Here is a 22,642-nt window from a genome sequence, read left to right on the forward strand (position 1 = left end):
GTCCTGCGGACACTGCTGTTTTGCAGGATGTGCATTTGGACACAATCTTTTTGAGGAACTATGCCATCCTGACAGGAGTCTGAAACGTTAGAAGCCAAGGCGGCTTGAGCGCATGTGCTCGTTGGCTCGCTCAATGAATTTCATCCATAGAGGAGAGATTGTGATGTACGGAAGCACTTCCCCCCGCGTAGCCCGCTGGCTGGCCATGGGTTCATTGGCTGTTGCAGGCCTGATGGCAGCAGCGGGTGCACATGCCCATGGCGGCGTCAGCTTCTCCGTTGGTATTGGTGTGCCAGGCGTGGCTGTGGGTGTTGGTGCTCCTGTCTATGCCACACCATATATGGCTCCGGCTCCGGTCTATGTGCCCCCGCGTCCTGTTTACTATGCGCCGCCTGCACCTGTGTATTACGCTCCGCCGCCCCCGGTGTACCGGCCCGCTCCTGTAATGGTGGTGCCGGGACCAGGCTATTACCGAGGAGGGCCGCGCTGGCATGGACATCGACACCATCACCACCACCACCATCGTCGGTAATGCGCGTGAACAATCGTGCTCCACTTAACGGCTGCTCTTGCAGCCGTTTTTTATGCCTGCATGCAGGGCTCTGCAATCGCATAATCCGGAGCAGTCATAACAACAGGAGTGCTTTCCCGTGAAAACCGTTTATGTCCTCAATGGTCCCAATCTCAATTTGCTGGGGATGCGTGAGCCGGCTATTTACGGCTCTGCGACGTTGGCAGATGTGCAGAAGCTTTGTGAAGATGCTTGCACGCGCCACGGCCTCAGCCTGGAGTTCCGACAAAGCAACCATGAAGGGCAACTGGTGGACTGGATTCACGAAGCCGGCCGTCTGCACGCACAGGGGCAATTGCAGGCATTGGTCCTCAATGCTGCTGCTTACACCCATACCAGTGTGGCTATTCTCGATGCCGTCAAGGGAACGGCTGTGCCGTTGGTGGAGCTGCATATCAGCAATGTTCATGCGCGTGAAAGCTTTAGGCACCACTCCTACCTGTCGGCCACGGCGCGGGCTGTGATGTGTGGTTTTGGCGTGGCTGGCTACGGCTTGGCCATTGATGCGGTGGCCCAGTGGTGAGCGTGGCTGCGGAACAGGCCTGTTCGCTAGAGCAGGTATCGCATGAGCTGGGGATTGCCGTGCCGCCTGCGATTGCCCGCTTGAAAGCGCAGGCGCAGCGTGTGCAGACTCGCCTTGGCTCAGAAGCCGACAGCGGAGCCATGGTCTGGCATGGCTGGCAGCCTCCTGAAGGTGTTGTGCGCAAGGGTTTGCCACTGGTAATGCTGCATGGTGGCAGCGGAAGCTGGACGCATTGGCTGCGCGTGATTGAGCCGTTGACCGAGGCTGGATATACCCTGTGGCTGGCCGACTTGCCCGGTTTCGGCGAGTCCGATCGTGTGCCTGGCGGCATGGATGTGGATACGTTGCTGCAGCCTCTGGCTTGTGGCATTGAGCAGTTGCTGGGTAATGTGGGTGAAGGGGCGAATACCGGGCCCGTCTGTGACTTGGTGGGCTTTTCTTTTGGCGGCATGGCGGCTGGTCTGCTGGCTGCGGAGTTTCCAGAGCTGGTGCAGCGTCTGCTTGTGGTGGGCGCTCCCGGCATGGGGATGACCGAGGGTCGAACCGTGCGCTTGCTGGGATGGCGGCACTTGGAGGGCCAGCAGGCGCAGATGCGTGCCCATCATCACAATATTGCGGCTCTCATGCTGCATGACGAGAGCCTGATTGATGACGAGACGCTGGCGCTGCATGCACTCAATGTCGCTCGCGATCGCTTGCCGCGCAGAAGGCTGTCACGCACCGATGTGCTGAGCCAGGCTCTGGCTCACATCAAACTACCAGTTGCAGCTATTTACGGCGAGCACGACCCACTGTATGAGGGGCGTCTTGACGAGTTGCAGAGCCTGATGCGCAGCAAGTGCTCCGGTGTATTGCATTGGCAGGTCATGGCTGGTGCGGGGCACTGGGCACAGCATGAAAACCCAGCAGCCTTTTGCGTTGCATTGCAGCGGGCTCTGCCATGAGCAATCCTCTGGTTTTTGAGTTGACCGAGGATGACGTGCAGTGGAGTGCTGTGCGCTCGCAGGGGCCGGGAGGGCAGAACGTCAACAAGGTTGCCAGTGCCGTGCATTTGCGCTTTGACATCCGGGCTTCGCGTTTGCCGGCCGATGTTCAGCAGCGCCTGCTGTCGCTGGGCGATTCGCGTATCTCGACCGAAGGTGTGCTTGTCATCAAGGCGCAGAAATACCGCACGCAGGAACACAATCTGTGGGATGGCTTGGAGCGCCTGAATGCACTGGTAGCCACTGTGGCTCTTCCTCCCAAACCACGCAAGGCAACCAAGCCAACCTGGGGCTCGCAGCAAAGGCGCTTGCAAAGCAAGAGCTTGCGCTCGGGCGTCAAGGCACTGAGGGCAAGAGTGCTCGATTGAGCGCGGGCGTGCGATCTCGAAACAGTGTCTTAAAAACCATCAAAGCTCAAATAATAGGAGCACATGGTGCTTGTTAATACTTGTTTTTAGATGGTTTTTGAGATGAAAACAAGAGATGGCTGGCGCTAAATGCTCTTTTTTTGATGATTTTGCGAATTTTCGGTTGTTGTTACAAGCACTGTATGACGTGTGCCGGCGGGTCTGCGCTATATTGATTTGATAGCTATAAGCGCAGAATACAAAAGCGCTACAGCCTGTTTTTTCAAAATTTATTCCATATCAAGCTGCCTTCGGAGTGTGTCATGAACACCTTGCCTTTGACTTATCTGGAGCGACCCGCGCAAGCCGTAGCCGGTCAGCAGACCTGGCTGCTGGTGCTGATGCATGGAGTGGGAAGCAATGAGCAGGACCTGTTTGGACTGGCTCCCTATGTCCCACCTCAGTTCCATGTACTCAGTCTGCGTGCACCTTTTGCCATGGGCATGGGTGCCTATGCTTGGTTCCAGTTCACGGTAGATGCTGATGGCACGCGCCATATCAATGTGCCTCAGGAGCAGCAGGCGCGAATCCTGGTGCAGCAGACGGTGGAGACCGCCGCCTCGCAACTGGGCATTCCGCCAGAACGCATTGTGCTGGGTGGCTTTAGTCAGGGCGGCATCATGGCACTGAGCCAGTTGCTGACCCAGCCACAGTCCTTGCGTGGGGTGGTGGTCTGGCATAGCCGTTTGCTGCCCGAGATTGCATCGCTGCATGCGCCTGCTGCGGCTTTTGCAGGCAAGTCGGCTTGGGTCAGTCACGGCAGTTATGACAATGTGATCCCTTTGACCAGTGCGCATGCTGTGCGTGACCGCCTTGCAGCACTGCCTCTGCAACTGAGCTATCACGAGTATCCAGGCGCTCATGAAATCCGCCCTGAGGAGTTGCGAGCGAGCATGCAGTGGTTGCAGGACTTGACGGTATCTGCGAATGACTTTGGCGACGAATCCGATCAGTGACCCGCAGTGCTCGAGAACAGATTGATCACAAGGACGCCGCCCACAATCATGGCCATGCCAGCCAGAGCCGGGGCATCGAGCTTCTGGCCTTGCCAGAAATAGGCAACTGCAGTCACCAACACGATGCCGACACCGGACCAGATGGCATAGGCCACGCCAGTCGGTACGGTTCGCAGCGTCAATGACAGCAGATAAAAGGAAATGGAATAGCCGGTGAGAGCGATGGCGGTAGGAGGTAGTTTGGTGAAGCCGTCCGAGCGAGCCAGAAACGACGTGGCAATCACTTCGCAGATGATGGCCAGCCCCAGGTACAGGTAATTTGTCATGGTGGTGACTGTAGAACCTGTTGGGGCAGCCGCAGCCTGATCGATATGCAAAGCCCTATGCGCATTTGGCGCAGCCTTGTCAAAGGCTGCAGGCTGTGCGAACAGGTGATGCGTCAAAATGGCCCCCACAGCCTGTGGGTTCGGTTGCTTAGATAGCCGGGTAGTCGCCCGTGCCTTCTGGCCAGGCGGTCAATACATCAAAGCCGGTTTCGGTGACCACGACCATATGCTCCCACTGTGCAGAAAGAGCCTTGTCATTGGTGATGACCGTCCAGCCATCGGACAGCTCGCGTGTGGCAGCCTTGCCTGCGTTGAGCATGGGCTCAATGGTAAAGATCATGCCGGGCTGCAGCACCAGCCCCTGGCCGGGGGTGCCGTAGTGCAGCACCTGTGGCTCGTCGTGGTAGACCTTGCCAATGCCGTGACCGCAATAGTCGCGCACGATAGAAAAGCGCTCGCGCTGGGCTACTGACTGAATGGCGTGCCCCACATCGCCCAGTGTGGCGCCTGGCTTGACAGCATGAATGCCAGCGACCAGCGCCTCATAAGTCGTATTGACCAGACGCCTGGCCAGATTGCTGGGCTGGCCGACGTAGTACATGCGGCTCGTGTCCCCTATCCAGCCTTCGGGTGTTGTCACAGCAACGTCTACGTTGACGATGTCTCCCTCCTTGAGGATTTGCCCTGCGTCCGGTATCCCGTGGCAGACCACGTGGTTCACGGAAGTGCACACCGTTTTGGGAAAGCCGTAGTAGCCCACGTTGGTCGGTACGCATTTCAGCTCGTTGACGATGTAGTCGTGGCAGAGCTTGTCCAGGTGTTCGGTGCTGACGCCGGGCTGGACATGAGGTGTCAGCATGGCCAGCACTTTGGCAGCCAGACCCCCAGCCTTGCGAGAGAGGTAAATATCGGATGCGTCGTTGATGGGGACGACTTTTTGCTTGCCGCGCTTCATTGCAGGCCTCCTGACAAACGTTCGGTGCGAGGGCGGCGAATGCTGCGATCGACTTCAAAACCGGGCTCTGCCTGTGCAACCAGACTCTGGGCCTCTTGCAAGAGCAGGGCGCAAATGCCCTCGTAATTGAGCTGAGGGTGATGCTCTGCTAGTTGGCCTACACGCAGCCAATGCTCGACTTGGGCGTTAATGGAACGACCCAGGGCCGCACTGGAAACACGAATCTGGTCGTGCAAGTGATCTGAAATTTTGACGATTCCCATGCGGAGGGATCATAGGTGGAATATATGTTTCATATATTGACAAAAGAAAAATTCATGGTTGCGACAGCGGTTTTGTAATGCATTGGCAAGCGTCTCTTGCTCAAGTGCTTTTCGAGCCTTTTAGAAATGCAAGGCAGTGAATAAATTGATAGCTAACCAGCAATGTGTGGCAATGGTATTGGCCTCTTTTTGTAAGACCAAGGCAATACATGGGTGCTCAGACTTGCGTTCGTACGGTACAAGTCTTATAAAAGATATATTTTAGCTGTTTAGTCCTTAACCCTATTGGTTTTCTTGCTATAAAAATTGAAGAACAATCAATGCGAGCCAGACAAGCGAAGTGATCTGGCATTTCGTCAATTCAGGCGTATGGTAGGGGCGTTCATGGAAATTGCAGGCAATCAAGCAGAGCGGAGCGAGCAGCTCTTACCGCAGGAGCAAGAGAAGGGGCATGCGCTGCCTCGTCAGGCTCGAAACGGGGGCGCGCGGATTGTGGTTGTGGGGGGCGGCGTTGCCGGGCTGGAAGTGGCGACTGCATTTGGCAAGCTCAAAAGCACATGTGTGGATACCGTGACGCTGGTGGACAGTGACTCCGCCCATGTCTGGAAGCCCATGCTGCACACCATTGCGGCTGGTACTAGGGATCTGGCACAGCAGCAGACTACCTATCTGGCCCAAGCTGCAGACGCCAAATTTGCCTATCAGCCTGGCGAGATGTGTGGCTTGGATCGAGAAGCGCACGAAATATTGCTGGCTCCTATCCACGCTCCTGATGGTCGTGTCCTTGTGGCTGGCAGGCGCTTGCCTTATGACAAGCTGGTTATTGCTGTAGGCAGTGGGGCCAATGACTTTGGAACGCCGGGAGTGAATGAGCATTGCTTCATGATCGATTCCCGCCGCAAGGCGGATGCCTTCAATCAGGAAATACGCTTGCGCATGCTGCGGTGCATGACCAGCGGTGAGCAACTCCAGGTTGCCATTGTGGGTGGTGGTGCCACAGGGGTGGAGTTGGCCGCTGAGCTTGTGCAGTTGGCAGAAAGTGCTCGGGCTTATGGCGTGCTGGGGGCGGCAGCGAAGTTTCGCATTGTGCTGATTGAGGCTGGCTTGCGTTTGCTGCCCAGCTTTCCGGAAGAGATATCGGAAGCGACTCGCGTGCGCCTGCAGGCGCTCGGTGTCTCGGTTGTGCTGGGAGGGCGTGTCAGCCGTGCAACGACTGAAGGCTTTGAATTGGCTAATGGTGAGCTCATCCCTGCAGGCTTAAGAGTCTGGGCAGCAGGTGTGAAAGCTCCGGAATTCCTGACGCAACTGGGCTTGCAGACCACGCGCAGCAATCAACTCCTGGTCAATGACGAGATGCAGACCAGTGATCCGGATATTTATGCGCTGGGCGATTGCGCAAGCTACACCTTGCCGGGTCATGAGGTGCCTTTGCCTCCTACGGCTCAGGTGGCACATCAGCAGGCCCGTTATTTGATTGAGACCTTGCCTCATGTGCTGGAACGTCCGGGGGCCAAGTCCGTGGGGTTTGCCTACAGAGACTTCGGTGCGCTGGTGTCGCTTGCGCATTACGACGCCTATGGTTCTCTGGGCAAGTTCGGCCTGTTCAATGGTGGTGTGATCCGGGGGCGGTTGGCCATGCTCAGTCACATCATGCTGTACCGATCACACCAGGCACGCATTTACGGCTTTTGGCGCGGCGGTCTGCTCTGGCTGATTGATCTGATGAATGCGCGACTGAGGCCGTCGATTCGACTGGACTGAAGTGAACTCAAGAAGGCTGCGGGCGTCACAGCCTTCCGTCCATGGGCTATGGGCTGTCAGAGCAGACCTTCGATGGGGAGCCAGCTCATGATGCGAACCATCAATCTCTTGAACCAACTCGTACCAGGGTCTGTGTCAAAGCGCTGGATTTCATGGGGGGCTTGCGGGTTCTGACCAGTCCAGGTCAGCCTGTTGCTTTCATTAAGCTCGACCTTGTAGGCCATTAGCGGCAGGTGCTTGTCCAGGTTTTGTGAGATCTGCTGGCTCAGCTCGGGGTCTTTGATGACGACCCCCATTTCGGTATTGATGACGGCCGAGCGTGGATCGAAATTGAATGAGCCGACAAACAGGCGCTGGCCATCAATGGCAAAAGTCTTGGCGTGCAGGCTGGCGCCTGAGCTGCCGGGAGTGGAATTGGCACCGCTGCCGCTCAACGCTGCTGGCGAAGGCGAATTGCGACGGGGCTGCTGGGGAGTCGAGGCGGACCGGGCTGCCTTGGGGCGCAGTTCAATCTGGCTGCGCATTTCATAAAGCTCTACGCCAGTTTTCAGCAAGGGCTTGCGGTACTTTTCATAGCCTGCATGGACTGCGACGACATCGGTGGCTTCAAGGCTGTTGGTCAGAATGCGTACGCGTATGCCTTGCTGACGCAATTTGCCAAAAGCATCGACCCCTGTTTGTGTGGGTACGAAATAGGGGGAAACCACCTCCAAAAGCTGATGCGGCTCACCGATGACTGGTGTTAGCTGGGAGAGCATCAGGTCTTCAGGGCGTGCATGACGCAGTACCTTGGCAGGGTCGTCGCTGACCAGTGAGGTCTCAGCCCATTGCATGGGCAGGTTTCCTGCCAGCAGGTCGGTGCTGAAGCGGCTGTTGTGCACGGCTTCGGCATAAGCCTGGGATTCTGAGCGCTGAACATCCGTACGAAGGCCCTCATAGACTTTTTCCTTGGCCTGCTGGGGCATGTCGGGAAGCAGGCTGGAAGTCGAATATGCCGACGGACTGTTCCAGTAGCGGTCGAAATCGGCCGCGATCTCTTTGACGACACTTCCTGCGGCCACCACGTCAAGATCAGCAAACAGTACGCCGTCGGTGGCGGCAAAGTACTCATCGCCAATATTGCGCCCGCCAACGATAGAGATCGTGGAATCGGCGGTATAGCTTTTGTTGTGCATGCGCCGCTGAGTTCGCGCGAAGTCAGTCAGGTAGCCAATGGCTTTGGGCGTGCGCAACACAAAGGGGTTGAACAAACGTACTTCGATATTGGGGTGCTGATCCAGAGCGGACAAGATGGCGTCCATGCCACTGGTGCCGCCATCGTCCAGAAGCAGGCGTACACGCACGTCGCGGTCGGCTGCGTGCAGCAACTCGTTGAGCAGAAGGTGGCCCGTGGTGTCGTTGCGCCAGATGTAGTACTGAACGTCCAGTGTGCGCTCTGCTGTGCGGGCCAGCAGGGCGCGAGCGGCATAGGCATCATGGGCATCCGCCAGCATATGAATGCCACTTTTTCCTGGATGCTGTTGTTGCAGAGGCTCCAGGGCTTGTCCCAGGCGGGTTTGCAGAGCCTGCTCGCTGCTCAAGGCGTGCGATGAAGGACGATCCGTTTGAGGGGGAAGGCTGCAGGCGCTCAGCGCCAGGCTCAGCAGGGCAGCCCACAGCAAGCGCTTTGTTGATGGCTGCTGCTGTGAGGGTGCGGAGCGGGAAGCCAGTATCTGTTGCATGGCAGGAGTATGCCGCAGTGCTTTGGCGAACTGAGGGCGCGCTCCATTGCCTTGAGCGGCTTGCTTTGCCCTGAGTTGACGGGTGTGTAGAGGCGCTTGTCAGCCCGTCAGGAGGTCTTTAGGTGTTGACCAGTACCAGCTTGCCCTGCACCTGGCGTGAGCCCATGCGCTCATAGGCGGCGAACAGCTCGCTCATGGGCATGGTGCGGTCGATCACAGGCTTGATCTTGCCCTGTGCGTACCATTGGGCCAGCTCCTGCATCATGGCCGCGTTGTTCTGTGGCTCGCGCTTGGCGAAGTCGCCCCAGAACACGCCGACCAGTGAGGCACCCTTGAGCAGCGGCAGATTCAGCGGCAGCGAGGGAATGGGGCCGGAGGCAAAGCCGATCACCAGATAGCGACCGCGCCAGGCGATCGAGCGAAACGCGGGCTCGGCAAAATCACCACCCACGGGGTCGTAGATCACATCGGGGCCTTTGCCATCGGTGGCGGCCTTGATGGCTTCGCGCAGATCTCCCTGGCTGTAGTTGATTGTGGCGTCCGCTCCTTGTTTCTTGCACAGCGCGCATTTTTCGTCGCTCGATGCGGCGGCAATCACGCGGGCACCGGCGGCCTTGGCAATCTGGATGGCAGCCGTGCCCACACCGCCTGCTGCGCCCAGCACCAGCACAGTCTCGCCCGCCTTGAGCTGGGCGCGGTCGATCAGCGCATGGTGGCTGGTGGCATAGGTCATGATGAAGGCTGCGGCATCTACAAACGGAAAATTGCCTGGAAGCGGCATGCACATTGCGGCAGGTGCTAGCGTATGGGTAGCAAAGCCGCCTGTGCCCGAAAGGCAGGCCACAGGCTGGCCCACCTTGAGATGCTCGATCCCTTCGCCCACGGCCTGTACTACGCCCGCGTATTCCGAGCCGGGCACAAAGGGCAGAGGGGGCTTGATCTGGTACTTGTTCTGCACGATCAGCAGGTCGGGAAAGTTCAGGCTGGCGGCCTTGACCTCCAGCAGTACCTGGCCGGGGCCTGGCTGGGGTGTGGGCTGCTCGGTCCATTGCAGGGTCTCGACCCCGGTTGGGGTGGTGCAAAGCCATGCATGCATATCGTGTCTCCGGATCTTCTGAGTGTGAGATGGGGGATGGAATTGTCCAGCCGATGATAGAAGTGTGGTGCGAATGCAGCGTGTCTCTGTTGTGACCTTGGAGCCGCCTACAATCCGCCTCATCCATGAAGATTCTTATTTGCAATGACGACGGCTTTCAGGCCCCCGGTATCGTGGCTTTGCACGATGCGCTGCGCACCGTGGCGGACGTGGAGGTGGTGGCTCCCGAGCACAACAACAGTGCCAAGTCGAACGCTTTGACGCTCAATGCGCCACTGTATGTGCACAAGGCCTATAACGGCTTTCGCTATGTGAACGGCACGCCCGCCGACTGCGTGCATATTGCGCTGACGGGCTTGCTGGGCTACCGGCCTGATCTGGTGGTCTCGGGCATCAATAACGGCGCCAATATGGGTGACGACACGATTTACTCGGGCACCGTTGGCGCTGCCATGGAAGGCTATCTTTTTGGCATTCCGTCGATTGCCTTCTCGCAGGTCGACAAAGGCTGGGCCGAGCTGGAGGCTGCAGCGGCCACCGCGCGCCAGATGGTGCAGGACATGCAAAGCCAGCAGTTGATTGGTGCTTTGCCTTGGCTGTTGAATGTGAATATTCCCAATATGCCGCTGGATGCACTCAAGAGCGTCAAGCTGTGCCGTCTGGGGCGGCGTCACTCGGCTGAGCAGGCCGTGGTGCAGCAAAGCCCGCGTGGTGAGACCATGTACTGGATCGGCAGCGCGGGCGCGGCCAAGGATGATTCCGAAGGCACGGACTTTCATGCCACGGCCCATGGTCATGTGGCCATGACGCCGCTGAAGGTCGATTTGACCGATCATGAAAACCTCGGTTACTGGGCTCAGACTGCCAGCAAGCTGATGGGGCAGGTTGAAAAACAGGCGGCAGCATCGTGAGTGAGCGTCGTTCGCCCCAGGTGCCTGGCTGGATTGCGCGTTCCGTTCAGACGGGAATGGGCGCTGCTCGTTCGCCCCAGGCCCCTCGGTCTATCAATCCGCTTCGCGTGGCTGCTGCGCCAGCGGGGGTCGGGCTGGACTCTTCGACCGTGAGAGCCCGCATGGCTCAGCGCATTGGTGCTTCAGGCGTGAAAAATGCTGCGGTGCTACAGGCAATGGCTACGGTGGAGCGCCACCGCTTCGTCGATAGTGCCCTAGTCAATCAGGCGTATGAAGACACGAGTTTGCCCATTGGTCTAGGGCAGACCATCTCCAAGCCCAGTGTGGTGGCTCGCATGATTGAGCTGCTGCTAGATAGTGATGCTGCCCGTAGCGGACAGGGGCGTGTGCTGGAGGTCGGCACGGGCTGCGGCTATCAGGCGGCTGTCTTGTCCATGGTGACCAAAGAGGTTTATTCGATAGAACGTTTGCGTGGATTGCATGAAAAGGCGCGAGCCAATCTGCGTCCCATGCGCCTGTCCAATGTGCACCTGATCCTTGGGGATGGTATGGCGGGCTTCGCGACCGGAGCTCCTTACGCTGGCATTATTTCTGCAGCTGGCGGTGACGCAGTTCCGCTGCAGTGGTGTGAGCAGCTGGCTGTGGGAGGACGACTGGTCGCGCCGGTGGTGGTGGGAGCAGGCAAGCAGGCTCTGCTGGTGATTGACAAGAGTTCACACGGGTTTACGCAGACAGTTTTGGAAGCAGTCAACTTTGTCCCTCTAAAATCGGGGATCGCCTAGAAGGGAATAGCTTATGTTGGTATCGCGAAGTCTTGGTGCATTGGGAACGGCTGTGCTGGCGGGTGTCATCCTGGCCGGTTGCTCTACCCAAGCAAACAGGGCTCCTGTGGAGGATCGCGGACAGTCGGCCTCCTCATCGTCCACTGTGGACGTCAAATCGCTGCCTGGTGCAGAAAACGCGGGCAAGCCAGGTTACTACACCATCAAGCCCGGTGACACGCTGATCAGAGTCGGCCTCGAACATGGTCAGAGCTGGAAAGACATTGCTCGCTGGAGCAATCTGGACAATCCGAATGTGATCGAAGTCGGTCAGGTGGTGCGCGTAGTGCCACCAGGACGTGATGCATCCGTCGGCTCGAGCGGCTCCGGACGCGCCGTGGCTCCTGTGGTGGTGGGCAGCGGAAGTACGGCGGCGACGACAGCGCCGGCAGCTACTGCAGCGCCTGTGCCATCGACACCGGCGACTACTACGCCTGTGGCCAAGGGTGCAGACGATGTGAATTTCATCTGGCCAGCCAGCGGTTCTCTGATTGCTGGTTTTGACGAAGCGCGCAACAAGGGTTACGACATCGCTGGAAAGGCCGGTGACCCCGTGGTTGCAGCGGCTGATGGTCGCGTTGTGTATGCAGGTGCAGGCCTGCGTGGCTACGGCAACCTGATCATCCTCAAGCACAACAACACCTATCTGACGGCCTATGCCCACAACCAGTCGCTGCTGGTCAAGGAAGATCAATCGGTGAAAAAGGGCCAGAAGATTGCCGAGATGGGCAGCACCGACGCCGACCGCGTCAAGCTGCACTTTGAAGTGCGTCGCCAGGGCAAGCCTGTTGACCCATCGCGTTACCTGCCTTCGCGCTGAGCATGGCTGGACAACGTAAACAAGCCTCTCAAGCCCCTGCCCTGCAGGGGCTTGTGTCTTCTGAGGCGCAGAGCATGACAGATACCGCTGAATCCAGCTGGGACGAGTCGGCCGAAGACGCTGTTGGCGGACCAGAGGTCGAGCAGCGCGAGCTGAGTGTCACAGCCGAGCTTCACGGCCAGCGTGCCGACAAGGCGCTGGCGCAGGGCGTGTCAGAGTTCTCGCGCAGCTATCTGCAGCAACTGCTGGCCGATGGAGCAGTCACCCTCAACGGAAAGGTGCTGGTCAAGCCCTCGGCCAAGGTGGCTGTGGGCGACAAGCTCTGCGTGGAAATGCGGCCCACCCAGCAATCCATGGCCTTCCAGCCCGAAGCCATGGATTTGCAGGTGGTCTATGAAGACGACGATCTGCTGGTCATCAACAAGCCTGCGGGTCTGGTGGTGCACCCCGCGCCAGGTAACTGGACGGGTACGCTGCTTAACGGCCTGCTGGCGCGCGACGAAAAAGCGCGCCAGGTGCCGCGTGCGGGCATTGTTCATCGGCTGGACAAGGACACCAGCGGCCTCATGGTGGTGGCGCGCAACCGCAGCACCATGGATGCGCTTATCAAAATGATTGCGGCGCGTGATGTGAGTCGTCAGTACCTGGCCATTGCTCACAAGGACTGGGGTGCACGCAAGCACCGCGAAGTCAGCGCACCCATTGGCCGCGACCCGCGCAACCGCCTGCGCATGGCCGTGGTGGACCTGAGTCTGCACCCCGGCAAGGCCGCACAGACGGACTTTGATCTGCTGGATGGTGACGCAACGCATAGCCTGGTGCGCTGCACGCTGCACACGGGCCGCACGCACCAGATTCGCGTGCACATGGCATCGCTGGGGCACCCGCTGATTGCCGATGCGTTGTATGGCGGCCATCCCGAAGGGGGGCTGGAGCGTCAGGCGCTGCATGCATTCAGGCTGGCTTTTGAGCATCCTGTGACGAAACAGCCGATGGTTCACTACGCGCCATTGCCGCAAGACATGGCTGCAGCACTGGATTTATGGGGTCTGCGTTACAATCTGCCCGAAAGCCTCTGACCATCACTCGCATGGCAACTCTGGGGCGCTTCCCTCACTTCTTAGAATCTGGCGTCCCACCACACTTGGTGCGACAGCCGCTCCCGAAACGCTGCGCCCATGAATACGGTAGATGCCAAGCGGGTTCTTGAAACAGCATTGATTTGTGCACCGCAGCCTGCGACGCTGCGGGAACTGCGCTCACTTTTTGATGATGTGCTGGGCTCGGATACGATCAAGGATTTGCTGCTGGACTTGCAAAAGGACTGGGCCCTCAAGGGCGTGGAACTGGTGCAGGTGGCTTCGGGCTGGCGTTTTCAAAGCCGCCCCGAAATGCGTGTGTATCTGGATAAGCTGCACCCCGAAAAGCCGCCCAAGTACACGCGTGCAACGCTGGAGACGCTGGCCATCATTGCCTACCGTCAGCCGGTCACGCGGGGTGATATCGAGGACATTCGCGGCGTGACCGTGAACAGCCTGATCATCAAGCAGCTTGAAGACCGGGGCTGGATTGAAGTCATTGGCCACCGGGAAACCGTGGGCCGTCCGGCCTTGTTTGCTACCACTCGCCAGTTTCTCGATGATCTGGGGCTGCAGTCGCTGGATCAGCTGCCCATGCTGGAAGAAACCCAGGCCCAGCAAAGCCTGTTCAAGGCGCTGGATGGGGAAGAGGGCGAAGCGGTTGAAGGCGCAGAAGCAGGCGAGGGTGTGGAAGTGGATGCACAGGTGCAAGCTGGCGAAGCCTCTGCCGACGAGCAAGATGCCGAGGCTGCTGAAGTTGTGCAGACTGAAGCTGAATTTGTACAGTCTGTTGTTGCAGAAGCAGCGGCAGAACAAGTGGCTGAATCAGAGCTGCCTGCATTTGAGGCGAGCGCTGCAGACTTGCTGACGCAGCCAGAGTTGCTTGCAGCAGCTGAAGAGCTTGAGTCTGCGCAGGGTGCAGCGCGAGAACTTGCCGAAGAGTTTGAGTTAAATGCGGTTCAAACGCAGGATGAGCAAGCGCAACCAGCTATCGAAAGCATAGAGCTGGAGCCGCAGGAAACGAAGGTGGAAGCGGGGCCAGAGCCAGCTGTCAAACCGGCTAGCAAACCGAGGCCCAAGCCTTCAGCGCTGGCTAAAGCCAAAGAGGCAGAGTCCAAGCCGGCAGCCAATAAAACAGGTCGCGCCGAATGGGTGGGGCTCAAGGCGTTTCTCGAAGATGACTACGGTGACGAAGAGGACGAGACCGTACAGGACAAGAACAATTCGCTGGCAGTCGATGACGATGTGCCAGCCCATGATCGAACTGTGGAGGATGACGATGGCGTCATCCCCGAAGGAAAACCGGAATGAACAACGAGACATCGAACCCGATGCCAGAGTCCGCAGCTGCTTCGCCAGAAGCCGAGCCGGCCAAAAAAGTACGCAAGCCCCGCGTGGCCAAGCCCAAGGACGCATCAGCGAGCAAGCCTGCACCCGTGCGCAAGCAGGGGGTGAAAAAGACCCAGGCTGCTGAAGCCAAGCTGGCTCGCAAGCATGCAGAAGAAGCCCGTGCCGAAGCCGCGCAAGCTGCAGCAGAGCAGGGCGCGGAAGCCATCGCTGATGATGCTGCAGATTTAGTAGCTGACGGCGCAGACGTACAAAGTGCTGCGCCCCAAAAAGACTCCAAGTCCTCCAAAGGTCAGAACATCGACTTTGCCGATGTGATCTCGGGCGACTTCGACGACGAAGAAGAAAACGGCAGCGCCATGCCCGCCAAGCGTGTGCTGGCCCCACAAGTCGATTCGCCGAAGCTGCACAAAGTGCTGGCCCAGGCCGGCATGGGCTCGCGTTTGGAGATGGAACAGTTGATTCTCGAAGGCCGTATCTCGGTCAACAACGAACCCGCTCACGTCGGCCAGCGCATTCAGTTTGGCGACATCGTCAAGGTCAACGGCCAGCCCATCCGCTTCCGTATCGATCCACCGCCCGCACGCGTGATTGCCTATCACAAGCCTGTAGGCGAAGTGGTGACTCACGACGATCCGCAAAACCGCCCCACCGTGTTCCGCAAGCTGCCTAAGCTGCAGCACGGCAAATGGCAATCGGTCGGCCGTCTGGATCTGAACACCGAAGGTCTGCTTCTGTTCACCAGCTCGGGTGAGCTGGCAAATTCGCTGATGCACCCCCGTTTCGGTCTGGAGCGTGAATATGCGGCCCGCGTGCTGGGCGCGCTGAGCAAGGAAGAAAAGCAGCGTCTGCTGGATGGTGTGCAGCTTGAAGACGGTGAAGCCAGCTTTGGCACGGTGGAAGACGGCGGTGGCGAAGGAGCCAATTGCTGGTACCGCGTGACCATTTCTGAAGGCCGCAACCGCGAAGTGCGACGCATGTTCGAGGCTGTGGGCCATGCGGTCAGCCGCCTGATCCGTATTCGTTACGGCGCCATGATGCTGCCGCGTGGCCTCAAGCGCGGCGCATGGGTGGAGCTCGATCAGGCTGATATCCAAGCCTTGATGTCGGCTGCCGGCGTCAAAGAGCGCTCTCCCGTCGAGCGCAGCAATGCCGGTTCTCGCGGAGCAAATAACCGAGGCAACCGCAGCAATGCGGCTCGTGGCGGTGCGCGAGGCAACGGACTTGGGGCTGCGTCTCAAGGTCGCCGCGAAGGCGGTGGTCAGCGCCGCGGTGAGTGGGATGGCAATCGTCCAGCACCCAGTGGCATCTTCGGTCAGAACCCTCGCGACGGTCAGCGCGGCAACAAGGGGGGCAACCGCTCTGGTGGGAGTGCTGCTCAGCCCGATCCCATGCGCACCTCGGTGGGCTATATCGGCAGCGACAGCCTTTCGCGCGCCCGACAGAACGCCAAGCGCCGCCCTGGAGGCGGCGGTGGAGGTCGTCGCGGCGGCCGCTAAAGCGTCTGCTGTCAGTATTTCAGTGCAGCCCGGCCTACAAGGTCTCTGGCAGCACCGCTAAAATCAACCGTTTTGCTCTTTTGGCAAAAAACCATAGTAACCCTGATTAGGAATTAATCATCATGGCTATCGAACGTACCCTCTCCATCATCAAGCCCGACGCAGTTGCCAAGAACGTGATCGGCCAAATCTACGCCCGCTTCGAAGCTGCTGGCCTGAAGATCGTGGCTGCCAAGCTGGTGCACCTGTCGCGTCAAGAAGCCGAGCAGTTCTACGCGGTCCACAAGGAGCGTCCTTTCTTCAAGGATCTGGTTGACTTCATGGTCTCCGGTCCCGTGATGATCCAGGCTCTGGAAGGCGAAAACGCCATCCTGAAAAACCGCGAACTGATGGGCGCTACCGATCCTAAGAAGGCAGAGAAGGGCACCATCCGCGCCGACTTCGCCGACAGCATCGACGCCAACGCCGTGCACGGCTCTGACGCTGCTGAAACTGCTGCTGTGGAAGTTGCCTTCTTCTTCCCCGGCATGAACGTGTACTCGCGTTAATTCCACGCTCGCTTTACAGCATGCATTCGCTGATGCCTGTGCCGCGCTATTGCGGGGCCGGTGTCAGCGAAGAGATGCTGGCCACGGCGTGGCAACACCCGTTCACAAGACGCCTCGCCACTTGCCGATATGACGACTAATTTGCTTGATTTTGACCTCGAAGGACTGACCGCTTATTGCGAGCAGCTCGGGGAGAAGCGTTTCCGTGCGACGCAGCTGTTCCGCTGGATTCACCAGCGTGGCGCATCCGACTTTGATCAGATGACTGATCTGGCCAAGTCCTTGCGCGAAAAGCTCAAAAGCCGGGCCCATATCACCGCACTGCCTGTGGTGACCGAGCATGTCTCGGCCGACGGCACCGTGAAGTGGCTGTTCGATGTGGGTGACGGCAATGCCGTTGAATCCGTTTTTATTCCTGAGGACGACCGCGGCACGTTGTGTGTTTCGTCCCAGGCCGGTTGTGCGGTGGGCTGCCGCTTTTGCTCGACGGGGCATCAGGGCTTTAGCCGCAATCTGACCACAGGCGAAATCCTCGCCCAGCTGTGGTTTGCCGAACATTCGCTGCGCAAGCGCTTTGGCACCGATGAGCGCGTCATCTCCAACGTGGTGATGATGGGTATGGGCGAGCCGCTGCAGAACTACAGTGCCCTGGTTCCTGCGCTCAAGGTCATGTTGGATGACCACGGCTATGGCATGTCGCGCCGCCGCGTGACGGTGTCCACCTCGGGTGTTGTGCCCATGATGGATCGCCTGTCGCAGGACTGCGCCGTGGCGTTGGCGGTGTCGCTGCACGCACCTAATGATCCGCTGCGCGACAACCTGGTGCCGCTAAACAAGAAGTATCCGATTGCCGAGTTGCTGGATGCCTGCGTTCGCTATCTGGACTTCGCGCCGCGCGACTTTCTGACTTTTGAATATTGCATGCTCGACGGCGTCAATGACCAGCCGGAGCATGCGCGCCAGCTGATAGAGTTGGTGCGCGCGCGTGGCGATGGCAAGAGCTGGTGCAAGTTCAACTTGATCCCGTTCAACCCTTTCCCGGCTTCGGGGCTGCTGCGCTCGCCTTCGGCACGAGTGACGGAGTTTGCCTCCATCCTCAGCAACGCCGGCATTGTGACCACGGTGCGCAAAACCCGTGGCGACGATATCGATGCAGCCTGCGGACAGCTGGCCGGAGATGTGAAAGACAGAACGCGTGCTGCCGAGCGTATGGCCAAGCAGCGCACCATCCCGCTCAAGCAGGTGTCTTGACGGAGCTTTGAATAAAGGACGGTATATGAGGGCAGTGGCACAGCGACTGGTTGAACAACATTGGGGTCGGTGGGCCCAGTGGGGAGTGCCGGTTGCGGTCGCTGCACTTGTGGGCTGCACCTCGACCACGACCACCACCACGTCCTCTACGTCAGTGCCCCAGGCCGCTGTCGTTGGCACCACGGCCAATCAAGTGGCAGATGCCAGCCGGCGCGCACAGATTCGGCTGGAGCTGGCTGCCAATTATTTCCAGGCGGGTCGTCTGGAAGTGGCCATGGATGAAGTCGGCCAAGCTTTGGCTGCCAAACCAGACTACGCGGACGCCTACGGCTTGCTGGGTCTGATCCTCATGCAGAACCGCGACTGGGCTCAGGCCGAGATCGCCATGCGCAAGGCCGTAGACCTCAATCCGCGCGATGGAAATCAGATTCATAACTATGGCTGGATGCAGTGCCAGCAAAAGCATTTCGATCTGGCCCAGCAGTGGTTTGACCGGGCTTTGCAGGCACCGGGCTACCGTGAGCAGCCCAAGACGCTGTTGGCTAAAGGCATGTGCTACCAGCAGCAAGGGCAGCTGGATGCGGCCTACCAGAACATGTTTCGCGCCTACGAAATGGATGTGAGCAATCCGGCTGCGGGCTACAACCTCGCGAACGTACTTTGGCTCAAGGGTGATCTGAAAAAAGCCCAGTTCTACATTCGTCGCTTGAATAACAATAGCAACCAGGCCAGTGCTGAAAGCCTCTGGCTGGGAATCAAGATCGACAAAGCATTGCATGACGACATCGGAGTGCGTCAGCAGGCGGATCAATTGCGCGAGCGCTTTCCGCAATCGCGCCAGTGGTTAGCCTATGAGCGCGGAGCCTTCAATGAGTGAGAGTGCAGTGGAAGAGAAAACGATGCAAAGCGAAGAGCTTGAGCCAGTCCAGGCGCAGACGACAGCCGGGACGCTGCTGCGACAAGCGCGAGAAGCGGCGCGCATGCAGCTGCCAGTGATGGCCGCCACTTTGAAGGTGCCTCAGCACAAGCTGGAAGCGCTGGAGGCGGATGACTATGCCGCCTTTCCCGATCATGTCTTCATGCGCGCTCTGGCCATGAGCATGTGCCGCTCGCTGCATATCGATGCCGAGCCGGTTCTGGCTTTGCTGCCGCATCGCGAAATCAAGAGTTTGGCTGGCAAGGGCGCTGGTATCAATGAAGCCGTGAAAGTGCGCAGCAACTTCAAGGGTGCGGGCACGCCCCTGGATTCTGGCAGCAATGGCACGCGCAAAATTGTGGCTGGCGTGCTGGTGTTGCTGGCGGCTGCAGCCGCCGTTTATTTTGTGCCTTTTCATCAGCCTGCGGACAACGCAGGAGGGAGCGCTGTGCCGGTAGCGGTGCACGAGCAGGCCGGCGACGCGGTGCAAGAGAGTGCCTTGGTGGCCCAGCCTGCTGCCCAGGTGACGGAAAGTGTGGAGACTCCTTTGGGCTCGGCTGCTGCAGTGAATGGTCCGCCGACGGACTCTGTACCCGCTGCGCCGGCTGAAGGTACTGCTTCGCTGGCCTCCTCTGGCGCAGCAGTTGCAGCGCCTGATTCTGGCGCTCAGGCAGCCACTGCCGCTACGGATGCTGTGGCCTCTGCAAGTACTGCAGCAGGTTTGCTGGTGCTGAAGGTCAATACCGGCCAGTCCTGGGTCAAGGTCAAGGATGGAGCAGGCAAAGTGGTCTTGGAAAAGACGCTGAACAAGGATGAAACTGCGACTGCCGAAGGCCAGTTGCCTCTGTCGGTGATTGTGGGCAACGCCAAGGGAACGCAGGTGACAGTACGTGGCGAACCCCTCGATATCTCGAACACACGTGACAACGTGGCGCGTTTCGAAGTGAAGTGATGAAGCACCCCCTGAGCGGCTTCGCCGCTTCCTCCTCTCTCTACGCGCTGCGCGCTAGGGGTGGGGAACGACAGCCTCGGTGCGGGGCGGCCCTTCCTCGCTGTCTCTTGCTGAAGGCTGCGCTGGTTTTGTAAGCAGCGCTTGGATAATTGAAATATGACAGTGCAAGATTCTGAAAAGGCGATTGCCATCGCCAGCCCGCTGCCGCGCAAATCGCGTCAGGCCCGGGTGGTGTGGCGCAACAACGTGGTCACCGTGGGTGGCGACGCGCCCGTGCGCGTGCAGTCCATGACCAATACCGACACCGTGGATGCCGTGGAAACGGCCATCCAGGTGCGCCAGCTGGCCCAGGCCGGCTCGGAGATGGTGCGTATCACCGTCAACACGCCCGAAGCCGCAGCCGCCGTGCCCTATATCCGCGAGCAGCTCGACAAGATGGGCGAGTACGTGCCTCTGGTGGGTGACTTCCACTACAACGGTCACCGCCTGCTGACGGATTACCCCGACTGCGCTCAGGCGCTGTCCAAGTACCGCATCAACCCCGGCAACGTGGGCAAGGGCGATAAAAAGGACAAGCAGTTCGGCCAGATGATCGAGATTGCTGCTAAGTACGACAAGGCCGTGCGCATCGGTGTGAACTGGGGCTCGCTCGACCAGGAAATCATGGCCGAGCTGATGGATCAAAACAGCAAGCGCGCCCACCCCTGGGATACGCGCCAAGTCATGTACGAGGCGCTGATCACCTCGGCCATTACCTCGGCCGAGCTGGCCAAGAACATCGGCCTTAACCCCGACAACATCATTCTGTCCTGCAAGGTCAGCGGTGTGCAGGATTTGATTTCTGTCTACCGCGAGCTGGCGCGTCGCTGCGATTACGCGCTGCACCTGGGGCTGACCGAGGCTGGCATGGGCACCAAGGGTACGGTGGCATCGACCGCTGCATTGTCAGTGCTGCTGCAAGAAGGTATTGGCGACACGATTCGTGTCTCGCTCACGCCTCAGCCCGGCGAAGCACGCACGCAGGAAGTCGTGGTGGCTTCCGAAATTTTGCAGGCTCTGGGGCTGCGCGTGTTCGTGCCCAGCGTCACGGCCTGCCCGGGCTGTGGCCGCACCACCAGCACCACCTTTCAGGAGCTGGCCAAGAAGATCGACGACTTTCTGCGCGGTGAAATGCCGGTGTGGCGTACTCAGTACCCAGGCGTGGAAGCGATGAAAGTGGCCGTGATGGGCTGCATCGTCAACGGCCCCGGTGAGAGCAAGCATGCCGACATCGGTATCAGCCTGCCCGGCAATGGCGAAGCGCCTGCGGCACCGGTGTTCATCGATGGTGAAAAAGCCCTGACGCTGCGGGGCGAGCATATCGCCGAAGAGTTTCAGGGGCTGGTGCTGGACTATGTGCAGCGTCGCTACGGTCAGAAAGCCTGAGCGCTGGTTGCATCTATAGCGGCCCGAAATGTGGGTGGTCATTGCGCTTGCTGGCACAATGCCAGCGAGCCAAGACATTGGAATTGATAGCTGCTTGCGCACTATCTGTATGGATTTGAATAAGGTTTCTAGGTGAAGAGCATAGTTGCCAAGCGCAGTATGCTCTTGTTTTGCTAGCGGCCTCAAGGTGAGATTTCACGTGGCAAAGAACGACAAACTGACCGCCGTCAAAGGCATGAACGATATCCTCCCGCCCGACTCGGCGCGCTGGGAGTGGTTCGAAGACAAGGTGCGCAATCTCATGGGCCGCTTTGCCTATCGCAATATCCGCACGCCCATTGTCGAGCCCACAGCCCTGTTTGTGCGCGGCCTGGGTGAGGTGACCGATATCGTCGAGAAGGAGATGTACTCCTTCGAAGACAAGCTCAACGGTGAACACCTGACGCTGCGTCCCGAAGGCACGGCCGGCGTGGTGCGGTCGGTGGTGGAAAACAATCTGCTGTACGAAGGCGGCAAGCGCCTGTTCTACATCGGCCAGATGTTCCGTCACGAGCGACCCCAGCGTGGTCGCTATCGCCAGTTTCATCAGGTGGGCGTGGAAGCCATGGGTTTTGCCGGCCCCGAGCTGGATGCCGAGGTGATCCTGCTGGCCGCGCAGCTCTGGAAAGAACTGGGCATCGACGGCGTACGCCTGGAGCTCAACAGCCTGGGCCAGCCCGACGAGCGCAAGGCGCACCGCGAGGCATTGATTGCCTACTTTGAGCAACACACCGATGTGATGGATGAGGAGGCCAAGCGCCGCATGTACAGCAACCCGCTGCGCGTGCTGGACACCAAGAACCCTGCGATGCAGGAGATGGTGAACGCCGCGCCCAAGCTGATGGATTATTTGGGCGATGCTTCCAAGGCTCACCTGAAAGCCGTGCAGGACATTCTGGACGCCAACGATGTGGCCTGGAGCCTGAACCCGCGCCTGGTGCGCGGCATGGACTACTACAACCTCACGGTGTTCGAGTTCATTACCGACAAGCTGGGATCGCAAGGCACCATCTGTGGCGGCGGTCGTTATGACTACCTGATCGAGGAAATCGGTGGCAAGCCCGCACCGGCCGTGGGCTGGGGTATGGGTGTCGAGCGCGTGCTCGAAGTGCTCAAGGAAATCGGTGCCGAAGTGCCGCTGCCCGCCGCCGATGTCTACGCCATTATTCCCGATGCTTCGGCACTGCCTCAGGTCTTCAAGACCGTACAGCAGCTGCGCGCCGCCGGTGTGGCCGTGCAGATGCACGCTGCGGCTGGCGGCTCTGCCGAGGGCATGGGCTCGATGAAATCCCAGTTCAAAAAGGCCGATGGTTCGGGCGCACGCTTTGCCCTGATCTTTGGCGCTGACGAGCTGGCCCAAGGCAAGGTGACGGTGAAGTCGCTGCGCGATGGAGAAGGCCAGCAGGTGCTGCAGGCGCTGGGCGATGTGGCCCAGTGGGCCGACAGCCTAAAATCGTCGGTCTGATTCCGCC

General features: G+C 59.2%; 23 protein-coding genes. 18 read left to right on the forward strand and 5 right to left on the reverse strand.

What is annotated here, in order from left to right; all coding sequences use genetic code 11:
• Positions 1-163: 163 nt before the first annotated feature.
• The 5 genes from AC2I9W_RS12115 to AC2I9W_RS12135 all read left to right on the forward strand — a co-directional run bounded on the left by AC2I9W_RS12115 (position 164) and on the right by AC2I9W_RS12135 (position 3,440).
• Entirely contained in the window at positions 164-532 is a 369-nt protein-coding gene (locus AC2I9W_RS12115) for a hypothetical protein (RefSeq protein ID WP_486410207.1), read from the forward strand.
• Positions 533-650: 118 nt separating this feature from the next.
• Entirely contained in the window at positions 651-1,094 is a 444-nt protein-coding gene (aroQ, locus tag AC2I9W_RS12120) for a type II 3-dehydroquinate dehydratase (protein ID WP_486410208.1), read from the forward strand.
• Entirely contained in the window at positions 1,088-2,038 is a 951-nt protein-coding gene (locus AC2I9W_RS12125) for an alpha/beta fold hydrolase (RefSeq protein ID WP_486410209.1), read from the forward strand. The genes aroQ and AC2I9W_RS12125 overlap by 7 nt, the downstream gene beginning before the upstream one ends.
• Positions 2,035-2,445 carry an alternative ribosome rescue aminoacyl-tRNA hydrolase ArfB gene (gene arfB / locus AC2I9W_RS12130; protein ID WP_486410210.1) on the forward strand — a complete coding sequence of 137 codons (411 nt, stop codon included), beginning with the start codon at positions 2,035-2,037 and terminating at the stop codon, positions 2,443-2,445. Before AC2I9W_RS12125 ends, arfB begins: the two co-directional genes overlap by 4 nt.
• A gap of 302 nt (positions 2,446-2,747) precedes the next feature.
• On the forward strand, positions 2,748-3,440 hold the full coding sequence (locus tag AC2I9W_RS12135) for an alpha/beta hydrolase (RefSeq protein ID WP_486410211.1): 693 nt from the start codon (positions 2,748-2,750) through the stop codon (positions 3,438-3,440).
• Here AC2I9W_RS12135 and AC2I9W_RS12140 read toward each other — a convergent pair.
• The 3 genes from AC2I9W_RS12140 to AC2I9W_RS12150 all read right to left on the reverse strand — a co-directional run bounded on the left by AC2I9W_RS12140 (position 3,434) and on the right by AC2I9W_RS12150 (position 4,984).
• On the reverse strand, positions 3,434-3,766 hold the full coding sequence (locus AC2I9W_RS12140) for a DMT family transporter (protein ID WP_486410212.1): 333 nt from the start codon (positions 3,764-3,766) through the stop codon (positions 3,434-3,436). The genes AC2I9W_RS12135 and AC2I9W_RS12140 overlap by 7 nt on opposite strands.
• Positions 3,767-3,914: 148 nt before the next feature.
• Positions 3,915-4,721 (reverse strand): type I methionyl aminopeptidase, encoded by an 807-nt coding sequence (gene map / locus AC2I9W_RS12145; protein ID WP_486410213.1) that lies wholly within the window; start codon positions 4,719-4,721, stop codon positions 3,915-3,917.
• The gene (locus tag AC2I9W_RS12150) at positions 4,718-4,984 is read right to left on the reverse strand and encodes a ParD-like family protein (RefSeq protein ID WP_486410214.1); all 267 of its coding nucleotides are present in this window, start codon (positions 4,982-4,984) and stop codon (positions 4,718-4,720) included. Before AC2I9W_RS12150 ends, map begins: the two co-directional genes overlap by 4 nt.
• Before the next feature lie 384 nt (positions 4,985-5,368).
• On the opposite strand from AC2I9W_RS12150, the gene AC2I9W_RS12155 reads away from it, so the two are divergent.
• Positions 5,369-6,745 (forward strand): NAD(P)/FAD-dependent oxidoreductase, encoded by a 1,377-nt coding sequence (locus AC2I9W_RS12155; RefSeq protein ID WP_486410215.1) that lies wholly within the window; start codon positions 5,369-5,371, stop codon positions 6,743-6,745.
• A 56-nt stretch (positions 6,746-6,801) separates the two neighbouring features.
• Here the strand turns inward: AC2I9W_RS12155 and AC2I9W_RS12160 are convergent, their stop codons facing one another.
• Positions 6,802-8,466: a phospholipase D family protein gene (locus AC2I9W_RS12160; protein ID WP_486410216.1), complete on the reverse strand. Its 1,665-nt coding sequence runs from the start codon at positions 8,464-8,466 to the stop codon at positions 6,802-6,804.
• 118 nt (positions 8,467-8,584) lie between these two features.
• Positions 8,585-9,562, reverse strand: a complete 978-nt coding sequence (locus tag AC2I9W_RS12165) for an NADPH:quinone oxidoreductase family protein (RefSeq protein WP_486410217.1) — start codon at positions 9,560-9,562, stop codon at positions 8,585-8,587.
• A gap of 125 nt (positions 9,563-9,687) precedes the next feature.
• Between AC2I9W_RS12165 and surE the strand changes: the two genes are divergently transcribed.
• The 12 genes from surE to hisS all read left to right on the forward strand — a co-directional run bounded on the left by surE (position 9,688) and on the right by hisS (position 22,635).
• Positions 9,688-10,473, forward strand: coding sequence for a 5'/3'-nucleotidase SurE (gene surE / locus AC2I9W_RS12170; protein WP_486410218.1), 786 nt, complete (start codon positions 9,688-9,690; stop codon positions 10,471-10,473).
• A complete protein-coding gene (locus AC2I9W_RS12175) occupies positions 10,470-11,255 on the forward strand; it encodes a protein-L-isoaspartate(D-aspartate) O-methyltransferase (protein ID WP_486410219.1) in 786 nt (261 codons plus the stop codon). Before surE ends, AC2I9W_RS12175 begins: the two co-directional genes overlap by 4 nt.
• 13 nt (positions 11,256-11,268) lie before the next feature.
• Complete coding sequence (locus AC2I9W_RS12180) at positions 11,269-12,114, forward strand: peptidoglycan DD-metalloendopeptidase family protein (protein WP_486410220.1); 846 nt, start codon at positions 11,269-11,271, stop codon at positions 12,112-12,114.
• 2 nt (positions 12,115-12,116) lie between these two features.
• A complete protein-coding gene (locus AC2I9W_RS12185; protein WP_486410221.1) occupies positions 12,117-13,193 on the forward strand; it encodes an RluA family pseudouridine synthase in 1,077 nt (358 codons plus the stop codon).
• A gap of 99 nt (positions 13,194-13,292) precedes the next feature.
• Positions 13,293-14,504, forward strand: a complete 1,212-nt coding sequence (scpB, locus tag AC2I9W_RS12190) for an SMC-Scp complex subunit ScpB (RefSeq protein ID WP_486410222.1) — start codon at positions 13,293-13,295, stop codon at positions 14,502-14,504.
• Positions 14,501-16,039, forward strand: a complete 1,539-nt coding sequence (locus tag AC2I9W_RS12195) for a pseudouridine synthase (RefSeq protein ID WP_486410223.1) — start codon at positions 14,501-14,503, stop codon at positions 16,037-16,039. The genes scpB and AC2I9W_RS12195 overlap by 4 nt, the downstream gene beginning before the upstream one ends.
• Positions 16,040-16,161: 122 nt before the next feature.
• Entirely contained in the window at positions 16,162-16,587 is a 426-nt protein-coding gene (gene ndk, locus AC2I9W_RS12200) for a nucleoside-diphosphate kinase (RefSeq protein ID WP_486410224.1), read from the forward strand.
• A 129-nt stretch (positions 16,588-16,716) separates the two neighbouring features.
• Positions 16,717-17,838: a dual-specificity RNA methyltransferase RlmN gene (gene rlmN / locus AC2I9W_RS12205; RefSeq protein WP_486410225.1), complete on the forward strand. Its 1,122-nt coding sequence runs from the start codon at positions 16,717-16,719 to the stop codon at positions 17,836-17,838.
• Between the two features lie 25 nt (positions 17,839-17,863).
• Entirely contained in the window at positions 17,864-18,715 is an 852-nt protein-coding gene (pilW, locus tag AC2I9W_RS12210) for a type IV pilus biogenesis/stability protein PilW (RefSeq protein ID WP_486410226.1), read from the forward strand.
• On the forward strand, positions 18,708-19,706 hold the full coding sequence (locus tag AC2I9W_RS12215) for a RodZ domain-containing protein (protein ID WP_486410227.1): 999 nt from the start codon (positions 18,708-18,710) through the stop codon (positions 19,704-19,706). The genes pilW and AC2I9W_RS12215 overlap by 8 nt, the downstream gene beginning before the upstream one ends.
• 156 nt (positions 19,707-19,862) lie before the next feature.
• Positions 19,863-21,131 (forward strand): flavodoxin-dependent (E)-4-hydroxy-3-methylbut-2-enyl-diphosphate synthase, encoded by a 1,269-nt coding sequence (gene ispG, locus AC2I9W_RS12220; protein ID WP_486410228.1) that lies wholly within the window; start codon positions 19,863-19,865, stop codon positions 21,129-21,131.
• Positions 21,132-21,366: 235 nt separating this feature from the next.
• The gene (gene hisS, locus AC2I9W_RS12225; RefSeq protein WP_486410312.1) at positions 21,367-22,635 is read left to right on the forward strand and encodes a histidine--tRNA ligase; all 1,269 of its coding nucleotides are present in this window, start codon (positions 21,367-21,369) and stop codon (positions 22,633-22,635) included.
• Positions 22,636-22,642: the final 7 nt, after the last annotated feature.

The organism is Comamonas sp. FUJ_7, assembly GCF_057369555.1.

Coding starts and splice junctions, on each gene's coding strand:
- AC2I9W_RS12185 (WP_486410221.1), top strand. CDS start 12,117: ATGGCTGGACAACGTAAACAAGCCTCTCAAGCCCCTGCCCTGCAGGGG.
- AC2I9W_RS12155 (WP_486410215.1), top strand. CDS start 5,369: ATGGAAATTGCAGGCAATCAAGCAGAGCGGAGCGAGCAGCTCTTACCG.
- map (WP_486410213.1), bottom strand. CDS start 4,721: ATGAAGCGCGGCAAGCAAAAAGTCGTCCCCATCAACGACGCATCCGAT.
- AC2I9W_RS12180 (WP_486410220.1), top strand. CDS start 11,269: ATGTTGGTATCGCGAAGTCTTGGTGCATTGGGAACGGCTGTGCTGGCG.
- rlmN (WP_486410225.1), top strand. CDS start 16,717: ATGACGACTAATTTGCTTGATTTTGACCTCGAAGGACTGACCGCTTAT.
- ispG (WP_486410228.1), top strand. CDS start 19,863: ATGACAGTGCAAGATTCTGAAAAGGCGATTGCCATCGCCAGCCCGCTG.
- AC2I9W_RS12195 (WP_486410223.1), top strand. CDS start 14,501: ATGAACAACGAGACATCGAACCCGATGCCAGAGTCCGCAGCTGCTTCG.
- AC2I9W_RS12165 (WP_486410217.1), bottom strand. CDS start 9,562: ATGCATGCATGGCTTTGCACCACCCCAACCGGGGTCGAGACCCTGCAA.
- surE (WP_486410218.1), top strand. CDS start 9,688: ATGAAGATTCTTATTTGCAATGACGACGGCTTTCAGGCCCCCGGTATC.
- arfB (WP_486410210.1), top strand. CDS start 2,035: ATGAGCAATCCTCTGGTTTTTGAGTTGACCGAGGATGACGTGCAGTGG.
- ndk (WP_486410224.1), top strand. CDS start 16,162: ATGGCTATCGAACGTACCCTCTCCATCATCAAGCCCGACGCAGTTGCC.
- AC2I9W_RS12115 (WP_486410207.1), top strand. CDS start 164: ATGTACGGAAGCACTTCCCCCCGCGTAGCCCGCTGGCTGGCCATGGGT.
- AC2I9W_RS12140 (WP_486410212.1), bottom strand. CDS start 3,766: ATGACAAATTACCTGTACCTGGGGCTGGCCATCATCTGCGAAGTGATT.
- scpB (WP_486410222.1), top strand. CDS start 13,293: ATGAATACGGTAGATGCCAAGCGGGTTCTTGAAACAGCATTGATTTGT.
- AC2I9W_RS12150 (WP_486410214.1), bottom strand. CDS start 4,984: ATGGGAATCGTCAAAATTTCAGATCACTTGCACGACCAGATTCGTGTT.
- AC2I9W_RS12215 (WP_486410227.1), top strand. CDS start 18,708: ATGAGTGAGAGTGCAGTGGAAGAGAAAACGATGCAAAGCGAAGAGCTT.
- AC2I9W_RS12160 (WP_486410216.1), bottom strand. CDS start 8,466: ATGCAACAGATACTGGCTTCCCGCTCCGCACCCTCACAGCAGCAGCCA.
- AC2I9W_RS12135 (WP_486410211.1), top strand. CDS start 2,748: ATGAACACCTTGCCTTTGACTTATCTGGAGCGACCCGCGCAAGCCGTA.
- hisS (WP_486410312.1), top strand. CDS start 21,367: ATGAACGATATCCTCCCGCCCGACTCGGCGCGCTGGGAGTGGTTCGAA.
- pilW (WP_486410226.1), top strand. CDS start 17,864: ATGAGGGCAGTGGCACAGCGACTGGTTGAACAACATTGGGGTCGGTGG.